At 69.6% G+C, this 9,567-nt stretch carries 9 protein-coding genes; 5 read left to right on the top strand and 4 right to left on the bottom strand.

What is annotated here, in order from left to right:
• Nucleotides 1-43 precede the first annotated feature (43 nt).
• Nucleotides 44-574 (top strand): DUF2165 domain-containing protein, encoded by a 531-nt coding sequence (locus tag AOK08_RS30310; protein ID WP_063794163.1) that lies wholly within the window; start codon nt 44-46, stop codon nt 572-574.
• 152 nt (nt 575-726) lie between these two features.
• On the opposite strand, the gene AOK08_RS30305 is transcribed toward AOK08_RS30310, so the two are convergent.
• A complete protein-coding gene (locus AOK08_RS30305) occupies nt 727-1,299 on the bottom strand; it encodes a hypothetical protein (RefSeq protein WP_055531989.1) in 573 nt (190 codons plus the stop codon).
• Nucleotides 1,300-1,433: 134 nt separating this feature from the next.
• Entirely contained in the window at nt 1,434-2,255 is an 822-nt protein-coding gene (locus AOK08_RS30300) for a calcium-binding protein (RefSeq protein WP_055531987.1), read from the bottom strand.
• Nucleotides 2,256-2,577: 322 nt separating this feature from the next.
• Here AOK08_RS30300 and AOK08_RS48525 point away from each other — a divergent pair, with 322 nt between their 5' ends.
• The 3 genes from AOK08_RS48525 to AOK08_RS30290 all read left to right on the top strand — a co-directional run bounded on the left by AOK08_RS48525 (nt 2,578) and on the right by AOK08_RS30290 (nt 3,765).
• Nucleotides 2,578-2,700, top strand: coding sequence for a hypothetical protein (locus AOK08_RS48525; RefSeq protein WP_277816048.1), 123 nt, complete (start codon nt 2,578-2,580; stop codon nt 2,698-2,700).
• A 124-nt stretch (nt 2,701-2,824) separates the two neighbouring features.
• Nucleotides 2,825-3,268 carry an NUDIX hydrolase gene (locus tag AOK08_RS30295; RefSeq protein WP_055531985.1) on the top strand — a complete coding sequence of 148 codons (444 nt, stop codon included), beginning with the start codon at nt 2,825-2,827 and terminating at the stop codon, nt 3,266-3,268.
• Between the two features lie 53 nt (nt 3,269-3,321).
• Nucleotides 3,322-3,765 (top strand): NUDIX hydrolase, encoded by a 444-nt coding sequence (locus AOK08_RS30290; RefSeq protein WP_055531984.1) that lies wholly within the window; start codon nt 3,322-3,324, stop codon nt 3,763-3,765.
• 356 nt (nt 3,766-4,121) lie between these two features.
• On the opposite strand, the gene AOK08_RS30285 is transcribed toward AOK08_RS30290, so the two are convergent.
• Both AOK08_RS30285 and AOK08_RS30280 read right to left on the bottom strand, forming a co-directional pair.
• On the bottom strand, nt 4,122-6,737 hold the full coding sequence (locus AOK08_RS30285; RefSeq protein ID WP_055531982.1) for a bifunctional FO biosynthesis protein CofGH: 2,616 nt from the start codon (nt 6,735-6,737) through the stop codon (nt 4,122-4,124).
• Nucleotides 6,738-6,865: 128 nt separating this feature from the next.
• A complete protein-coding gene (locus AOK08_RS30280) occupies nt 6,866-7,711 on the bottom strand; it encodes an LLM class F420-dependent oxidoreductase (RefSeq protein WP_055531993.1) in 846 nt (281 codons plus the stop codon).
• A 256-nt stretch (nt 7,712-7,967) separates the two neighbouring features.
• On the opposite strand from AOK08_RS30280, the gene AOK08_RS30275 reads away from it, so the two are divergent.
• Nucleotides 7,968-9,521 (top strand): CehA/McbA family metallohydrolase, encoded by a 1,554-nt coding sequence (locus tag AOK08_RS30275; protein WP_055531979.1) that lies wholly within the window; start codon nt 7,968-7,970, stop codon nt 9,519-9,521.
• Nucleotides 9,522-9,567: the final 46 nt, after the last annotated feature.

The following is a 9,567-nucleotide window of genomic DNA, read 5'->3' as shown; positions in this document are numbered from 1 at the left end:
CCACCCCACCCGTACCGTCCATCCCCCACACACCGCACTCACCCTGGCCGCGACCCTGCTGACAGCGACCCTCGCGCTCTACACAGCCCTGGTGGCGCTCGGCAACATCACCGACTTCGACTCGAACCAGCAGTTCGTGCGCCATGTCCTCGCGATGGACACCACGTTCAAGGACGACGACCTCATGTGGCGGGCCATCACGTCGAAGAGCCTCCAGGACACGGCGTACGTGGCGATCATCGCGTGGGAGACACTCGCCGCGCTCGTCCTCGTCGCCGGCACGTGGCTGTGGGCCCGCCGCGACCTGGAACGGGCGCGCCGCGTCTCCACGTACGGCCTGCTGATGCTGATGCTGCTGTTCGGCGCGGGTTTCATCGCGATCGGCGGCGAGTGGTTCGCGATGTGGCAGTCGGACGACTGGAACGGCCTGGACGCGGCGACGCGGGTGTTCATGCTGAGCGGGGTGGTGTTGCTGGTGATCCACTTGCCGGTGGGGGCGCCCGCGAGGGCAGTGGCGGGGGCTGCGGCGGCCGTGGTCGATGCCGAGATAAAGGCCGCGAAGTCAACCGACTGACGTAGGGACGCTCGACGGGCCCGTCCTCGGGCCCGTCGCTTCCCCTCTCTCCCCCCGGGTCAGGTGACGCCGGTCGAGGACGGACTCGTACGAGGACTGGAGTCGCTTGCGCGGCTCGCGTCGTCAACCGCGTCGGCTGCGGCAGCCGTCCGCTACTCGACCACCGAGACCGTGGTCCCCGTCGAGCCGAATGCCCAGACGGCGTCCCCGTCCGCGACCCGCATCCGGATTCCGCCGGTCTGCTTCCCCGTCACCGGTGGAGGGGAGGAGCCGTCCAGCGCATTGGAGAACGCGATGTTCACCCCGGATATGGCGGTGAAATACACGACGTGCTCGATATCCACGCCGTCCGACCCCGTGAGGGCATCGGTGCGCTTGGACACCGTGTACTTCCCCGGGGCGGGGCTCACCGAGCCGGGCCACACCGCGAACGTACGGCGGGACTGGTCGCTGGCGTCGACCAGCCAGACCCGCTTCTGGCCGAGCGAGTAGACGACCCGCCGCCCGACCCCGGAATCCTTCGGCACGGCAGCCTCGGCGGCCGGGCTGGGCTTGGCGGTGGGCTTCGCCGGGGCGGACGCGCTGTGCTTGGCGGCGGCGGGGGTGGCGTGGGGCTGCGGCCCCTGTTCGGCCTTCACGGCCAGCGCGGCGACCACGGCGACCGCACCCACGGTCAGACCGGTGACCCAGACCGATGAGGGAAGCCGTCGGGCAGCCACGGTCACGCATCTCCTCAGCTACGGAACCCGCCGCCGGGTCCTCCGCCGGGGGTCGGATCATCGTACTCCGATGCGTGGTCCGTACCTGGCGGAACATGGGCCGGGCGTCGGGCAGATGGGGGTGAAGCCGGGTGCCGATGTCAGTCCTGGCGGACGACGTTGCGGCCTGGGCCGCCGCTGAGGGAGTCCTTGCCGGGACCGCCGTACAGCTTGTCGTTGCCGCTGTTGCCCTGGAGGGTGTCGTTGCCGCTGTTGCCGTAGAGGATGTCGTCGCCCGGGCCGCCGTGGATCAGGTCGTTGCCGGTGCCGCCGGTCAGGATCTGCCGGCCCGCGCCTGCATTGATGAGGTCGTTGCCCGCGCCTCCGTCCACGCGGCTCCCCTCGCCGTCGGCGGAGATCGTGTCGTTGCCTTCCTGGCCCCAGGCCCTCTCGTTGCCGTGCACGCTGATGTTGTCGTCACCAGGTCCGCCGTAGACCACGTCGCCGCCGTTTTCCAAAGAACCGTGGAGGTTGCTGCTCACGGTCGAACTGTCCTTTCCGGTGCCCAGGTCGATCGCGGCTGTGAACGTGTCCTGACCGGTGTGGTTGTTCATGGTGATGGCGTCGTCGCCGTCGCCGAGTTTCATGCTCATCGCCACGAACCCGTGTTCGGGGTCCGGGGCGCTCAGGTCACAGGTGATCCTGGTGGGGTCTTCCGGGACGGGGCGGTGGCAGAGGCCCCCCGGGTCGTCGATCGGGACCACGTCGTCAATTTCGTACCACATGTACAGGTTCATGCCGCCGTCGGCCCACACCTCGACGTTCACGTTGTTGGCCTGACCCGGCGCCGCCGTGTAGACGAAGGACCCTTTACTGGGGCCTCTCGTCACGGTGGCCCTCGTTTCCGCAGCGCCGGCGGTGGCGGGCAGGGCGACCAAGGCGGTCAGTGCGGTGGTGGCGACCAGGGCCAGAGCCGAGGCCACGCGGAGCGCCCTGCTGCTGACGGGGTGACGTAGGGGGCGGTTCACGGAGCGGCTCACGGGGTGAGAGGGCATGGCACAACCTCCAAGAGGAGCAAGCGGTTTCAACGCCCCCAGGTGACTCACGGCGCGTACAGAGGGTTGTGCACAAAGAGCACCCGCAACGTCGCCGGAGTGATTGACGAGCAGGGTGGGTCGCCCCGGACGCGGTGGAGCGCTTCCTGAGCCACGCTTGCTTGATCCATGTGTCAGTGCCAGGTGGCATGCTCCACCTCCATGGACAGACAGCAGTTCTGGCAGGTCATCGAGTTCGGCCCGCAACCAGGTGTCAGACCCGAACGACGCGGAAGCGGTCGCCCGCCATGCCGCGTCGCCACTGGCCGCGTACCCGGCCGAGGAGATCGTCGCCGCTCAGCAGGTGTTGTGGGACTTGATGGCCGACTCCTAGCGCAACGACCACGGCGACGCCTTCGGCGAGGTCGGCTACCACGGCCGCGACGTCGCTCACCCGACAGTCCTGAACGTGCCGTTCGCGGCCCGGCTGTAAGAGTGGGCGGCTACGCTCCCGGGCCATGACCGACGCACCCCAGCAGGACGCTCTGCGCGACGTCTCCGTGACCGTGGCCCGAGACTCGGACGGCACGGTCGCCGTCCTGAGTGCCGAATTCCCCAGGCACGGCGGCGAGTACGTGTTCCTGCCCGGGGGACGGAGAGAGCCCGGCGAGACACCGGAACAGTGCGCGCGGCGCGAACTGCGCGAGGAAGCCGGGGTCACCGCCCGGGCCTGGCGGCCCCTCGGCTCGTACGCCATCACCCCGGTCTCCACCGCACGCATCGACCTCTTCCTGGCCGAAGACCTCACCCGCGGCCCGCAGCAACTCACCCCGAGCGAGGAGGACTTCGAGCTCATGTGGTGGCCGATTCCCGACGCGATCCGGGCCGCCACCGAGGGACGCTTCCTGCTGCAAGAGGGGCCATTGGCGCTGCTTCTCGCCCAGCAGATCGCCGCTGCCTGACAGCCCCAGCGAATCCCTGACACCGTCCCTCGACGATCCGACCCCGAGGAACCATGACCGCACAACTCGCCCAGCCCATCATCGACACCCACGTCATCCTCCGCGACGGAGACATGGTCCTCATGTCGCAGCGCGGCAGCCCGTACGGCCGCTACCGGTGGCACATGCCGTCGGGCAAGCTCGACAAGGGCGAGCCCTTGAGCGTTGGTGCCGCCCGGGAGTTGTACGAGGAGACGGGCGTCGTCGTCGACCCCGCCCACCTCCGCCTCGTACACGTCGTGCATCACCGGCACGGCGAGGGCCACGGTCGGATCGGCTTCTTCTTCGAAGCCACCGAGTGGGAGGGTGTGCCCCAGAACCGGGAGCCCGAGAAATGCCTCGCCCTCGAGTGGTTCAGCGTGCACGATCTGCCCGCCGACATCATCGAGTACCCCGAGGCCGGCCTGCGCGGCTACCTGAACGGCACGAACCGCCTTTGCGAGCACGGCTGGCGGTAGTAGCTCCCGGCTCGCTCTCCTGCTGTCCCCTGATCGCTCGAACGATTGATATCAGCGCCCAGAATGCGTAGTAGACAACAATCGTCAACGGAACGACGATGCAGAATCCGAGGACATACGAATCCGTGATCGGGCTGGACATCCTCTCCGCAATGGTGAAGCTGAGGAGCCCGAGAAGCCACCTCAGCAAGTCACCAACAGCAGCCCGAAATCGCTTGCTCGTCATGGGTTTTACGGAATTCTCCCCGCCAGGTTCTTTCGTAATCCCGATCATTGCGCGCAGGACCACGCATACGGTACCCGCGCGCAACACCCCGGCCGAGGAAACCGAGTTCACTCCTACCCACTTCTTAATTTCATTCCAGCACAGGCAACAACTCCGGCAAATGCCCGTCCGACGCGGCCGCAGCCCGCTGCCGTTCCTCCGGGACCTCGCCGTAAAGGGTGGTCCGGGGCTTGGCAGGCCGCCCCGCTGCCTCCGCGACCGCGATCAGGTCCTTGACCGACTTGTACGAGCCGTACGACGACCCCGCCATCCGGGAGATCGTCTCCTCCATCAGCGTGCCGCCCAGGTCGTTCGCGCCCGAGCGGAGCATCTCCGCCGCGCCCTCCGTGCCCAGCTTGACCCAGCTGGTCTGGATGTTGGGGATGTGGGTGTGCAGGAGGAGGCGGGCCATGGCGATGACCGCGCGGTTGTCACGCATCGTCGGGCCGGGGCGTGCGATGCCCGCCAGGTACACGGGGGCGTTGGTGTGGATGAAGGGGAGAGTGACGAACTCCGTGAAGCCGCCCGTCTGTTGCTGGATGCGGGCCAGCGTGCGGAAGTGGCCGAGCCAGTGGCGGGGCTGGTCCACGTGGCCGTACATCATCGTCGAGGACGAGCGGATGCCCAGCTCGTGGGCCGTCGTCACCACCTCGATCCACGTCGCCGTGGGCAGCTTGCCCTTGGTCAGGACCCAGCGGACCTCGTCGTCGAGGATCTCCGCCGCCGTACCGGGGATCGTGTCGAGGCCGGCTTCCTTCGCGGCCGTCAGCCACTCGCGGATCGACATCCCGGTGCGGGTCGCGCCGTTCACCACCTCCATGGGCGAGAAGGCGTGTACGTGCATGTCGGGGACCTTCTTCTTCACCGCGCGCGCGATGTCGAAGTAGGCGGATCCAGGAAGGTCCGGGTGGATGCCGCCTTGCATGCAGACTTCAACTGCCCCTACATCCCAGGCCTGTTGGGCGCGGTCGGCCACCTGGTCCAGGGACAGCGTGTAGGCGTCGGCGTCCGTGCGGCGCTGGGCGAAGGCGCAGAAACGGCAGCCGGTGTAGCAGACGTTGGTGAAGTTGATGTTCCGGGTGACGATGTAGGTGACGTCGTCCCCGACCGCCGACTTCCTTACGTCGTCGGCGACTTGGCACAACGCGTCCAGGGCCGCGCCGTCCGCGTGGAACAGGGCCAGCGCCTCGTCGTCCGTGAGCTTCGTCGGGTCGTCGGCCGCCGTGCGCAGCGCCTGCCGTACGTCCGTGTCGATGCGCTCCGGCACCATCCCGGGCGCCGCCGCCTCCCGCAGGGCGCCCCAGTCGCCGTACACCTCGTCGAAGTCGTCGCGCCGGTCGGACGTACGGCCGTCGGTGTCGATGGTGGCGTGGAGGTCGGTGCGGCCGGAGGAGACGAACACCTCCTCCGGTTCCTGCCACGGGTGGCCCTCGACCACCGCGTCCTCGCGCGCGAGGCCAGTCTCCGGGTCGGCCAGGGCCCGTACGTGCGGGAGGAGGCGCGGGTCCAGCCAGGGTTCGCCGCGCTGGACGAACTCCGGGTAGACGCAGAGGCGTTCACGGAGTGAGAAGCCGACCGCCGCCGACTTCTCCCGCAACTCCTCGATCTGCGGCCAGGGGCGCTCGGGGTTGACGTGGTCGATGGTGAGCGGGGAGACCCCGCCCCAGTCGTCGATGCCGGCGCCGATCAGGCGCGCGTACTCGGAGTCGACGAGGTTCGGCGGGGCCTGGAGGCAGGCGCTCGGGCCCATGATGTGCCGGGCCACCGCCACCGTCGCGACGAGTTCGTCCAGTTCCGCGTCCGGCATTCCGCGCATCGCGGTGTCCGGCTTGGCGCGGAAGTTCTGGATGATCAGTTCCTGGATGGAGTGATATGCGCGGGAGACCTTCCGCAGCGCGAAGAGGGACTCCGCGCGCTCCTCGTACGTCTCGCCGATGCCGATCAGCAGGCCCGAGGTGAAGGGGACGGAGGACCGGCCCGCGTCCTCCAACACCCTTAGCCGTACGGCGGGTTCCTTGTCCGGGGAGCCGTAGTGCGGCCCGCCCGGCTCGGACCACAGCCGCGTCGCGGTGGTCTCCAGCATCATGCCCATGCTGGGGGCGACCGGCTTCAGGCGCTGGAAATCCGTCCAGGACATCACGCCGGGGTTGAGGTGGGGCAGCAGGCCCGTCTCCTCCAGGATGCGGATGGAGATGGCACGGACGTACGCGATCGTGTCGTCGTAGCCGTGCGCGTCGAGCCACTCGCGCGCCTCCGGCCAGCGGTCCTCGGGCTTGTCGCCGAGGGTGATCAGCGCTTCCTTGCAGCCGAGGGCCGCGCCGCGCCGGGCGATGTCGAGGACCTCGTCCGGGGACATGAACATGCCGTGGCCGGCCCTGCGGAGCTTGCCGGGCACGGTCACGAAGGTGCAGTAGTGGCACTTGTCACGGCAGAGGCGGGTGAGCGGGATGAAGACGCTCTTCGAGTACGTGATGACGCCGGGGCGGCCCGCCGCCTCCAGGCCGGCGTCCCGGACGCGGGCCGCCGACGCGGTGAGGTCGGCGAGGGCCTCGCCACGGGCCTGGAGCAGTACCGCTGCCTCGCCGACGTCGAGGGCGACGCCGTCCCGGGCCCGTTTGAGGGCGCGACGCATGGAGTTCTCGGTCGGGCCGGAGGCGCCACCGGGGCGCTGGGTGGGACCGGTTCCGGAGGTCTCGGGAGTCGTCATCCTTCGAGCATACGATCGATGTGATCAGGTCCCGCAGGACCGCCCTGTCCGTTCGGGCTGCCGAACGTTTACAGGGCGGCACTGGCAACCACGGACACCGGGCTGCACCCGTACAGCCATGGGTGCGGCTACAGGTACGGGGTGTACTGGTCCAGCAGGCCCAGTACCTCCGCCTCCCCCACCGACGGCAACTGCACCACGGCCTCCTCGATGCCCAGCTCGGCGTAGTGGGCGAGCTTGCCCGGGGTGGGCTGGACGGCGTACGGAACGACCTGGAGGGCGGCCGGGTCGCGGCCGGCGTCCGCCCACACCGACCGCAGCGCGGGCAGCGACTCGGACAGGCCGCGCCCGCCGATCGGCAGCCAGCCGTCGGCGTACTCGCTGATGTGAGCGAACAGTTTCGGCCCGGCCGCACCGCCGATGAGGGTGCGGGGGCCGACGACCGGCCCACGCGCCTTCTGCACCGGCTTGGGATACGCGGAGCTCGCCCGCACGCTCCCGAACTCGCCCTCGTACGCGGTCGGTTCGTCCGCCCACAGGGCGCGCATCAGCGCCATCCGGTCCCGGGTCAGCTCGCGCCGCGTACGCCACTCCACACCGTGGTCGGCGGCCTCCTCGACGTTCCAGCCGTAGCCGATTCCGAGCGTGAAACGTCCGCCGGAGAGGTGGTCGAGGGTCGCGACCTGCTTGGCGAGGTCGATCGGGTCGTGCTGGGCGACGAGCGTGATGCCCGTGCCGAGGGCGAGCCGCTCGGTGACGGCGGCGGCCTGTCCGAGCGCGACGAAGGGGTCGAGCGTACGGCCGTACTCGCGCGGCAGGTCGCCGCCCGCCGGGTACGGGCTGGTCCGCTCGACCGGGATGTGCGTGTGCTCGGGCAGGTACAGCCCGGCGAACCCGCGCTGCTCCAGCTCTCGGGCGAGCCGGGTCGGGGTGATCGTCTCGTCGGTGAGGAAGATCGTTACGGCTAGGCGCATGTCCATATCCGTATCTGTACCGGGCGGCGCCCCGCCTGTCCATACCGACCGGTCGGCATTGATGAGTATCGGTCGAACGTCACTCGGAGCACCCCCATGCACCTCTGTCTCTTGTCACGGCGATTCCCCTGTCTTGTACGGGAGTTCACCCCAGGGCCTGATCGTGGCTATGAAGTGGCTCTGAAGTGGCTCTGAAAGAGGTACGCGCCACCACTGCCTCACCCACGTCACACACCGACATCCTGGGAGCAGCAGCATGTGCGAAGACGACCACGGTTCCGGTACGGGAAACACCCTGGCCAGGCGCGCCCTCTTCGTGTCGGGGGCCGCCGCCGCGCTTACGTTGGGAAGCGTGAGCTTCTCCCAAGGCACCCCGGCCGAGGCGGCGCCCGGCACCGAGACGAAGACAGTACGGGGCACGCTGCCCACCGGCTCCCCCGACTTCGTCTACCTCCCCGTCGAAATCCCGCACGGCGTACGTGAGTTGAGGGTGTCGTACACCTACGAACGCCCGCCCGTCCCGGCCGGCACCGCCGGCAACGCGCTCGACATCGGTGTCTTCGACCAGCGCGGCACCGAACTGGGCGGCAAGGGCTTCCGGGGCTGGTCGGGCGGGGCCCGTACGGAGTTCTTCGTCCGCGCGGACGACGCCACGCCCGGCTACATCCCGGGCCCGGTGAAGGCGGGCACCTGGCACATCGCGCTGGGCCCGTACACGGTCTCCCCGCAGGGCCTGGCCTACGAGATCACGATCACGCTGAGCTACGGCGAGCCCGGCGAGGTCGTCACCCCGGTCTACCCGCCGGAGCGGGCGAAGGGGCGGGGCCGGGCCTGGTACCGGGGCGACTGCCACCTCCACACCTGGTACTCGGACGGCCGCCGCACCCCGACCGAGATCGCGGCCCTGGCACGGGCGGCGGGCCTCGACTTCATCAACTCCTCGGACCACAACACGCATTCGTCGCACGCCCATTGGGCCGACCAGGCGGGCGACGACCTGCTCATCATGGTGGGCGAGGAGGTGACGACCCGCAACGGCCACGTACTCGCGCTCGGCACCGACCCGGGGACGTTCGTCGACTGGCGCTACCGGGCCCGTGACAACCGCTTCGGCAAGTTCGCGCGCCAGATCCGCCGCGCCGGCGGCCTGGTCGTCCCGGCCCACCCGCACGCCACCTGCGTCGGCTGCAACTGGAAGTTCGGCTTCGCGGAGGCGGACGCCGTGGAGGTGTGGAACGGCACCTACTCGCCCGAGGACGAGGTGGCCCTCGCGGACTGGGACGGCATGCTGGTGGCGTCCGTACGGGAACGGAAGGGTGAGGGCGACGAGGGCCGGGGGTGGATTCCGGCCATGGGCAACAGCGACACCCACCGCGACCCCGACCCGGTGGGCGTCCCGCAGACGGTGGTCCTGGCCGACGACCTGACCCGGGAGGCGATCCAGGCGGGCCTGAGGGCAGGGCGCTCGTACGTCGCCGAGTCCAAGTCGGTCTCGCTCACCTTCACCGCCTCCGGCCCGAAGGGCGAACACGCGGACATCGGGGGCCGGTTGAAGGTGTCCGGGGACGCCCCGGTGACGGTCCGCCTGGAGGTCTCGGGCGCCCCGCGCTGCACGGTCCGCTTCGTCACGGACCAGGGCGTCCTGTTCACGAGCGCGGTCCTGCCGGTGGCGGGCACGGGGGTCGTGGAGTGGCGTACGACGGCTCAGTACGCGGCGTACGTACGGGCGGAGGTGCGGCACGAGGCGGTGCTGGCGCCGCTGCCGGGGGCGTTGGCGGCGTTCACCAACCCGATCTTCCTGGGTCGGTAGGTAGCGGGGACCGCACGGTCGGGGCGGGCTTCGGGCGGGACAGCCT

This window comes from Streptomyces graminilatus (assembly GCF_001418565.1).
Lineage (GTDB): Bacteria > Actinomycetota > Actinomycetes > Streptomycetales > Streptomycetaceae > Streptomyces > Streptomyces graminilatus.
Note: the sequence above shows the minus strand (reverse complement) of the source record. Positions and strands in the feature narration are given on the sequence as shown.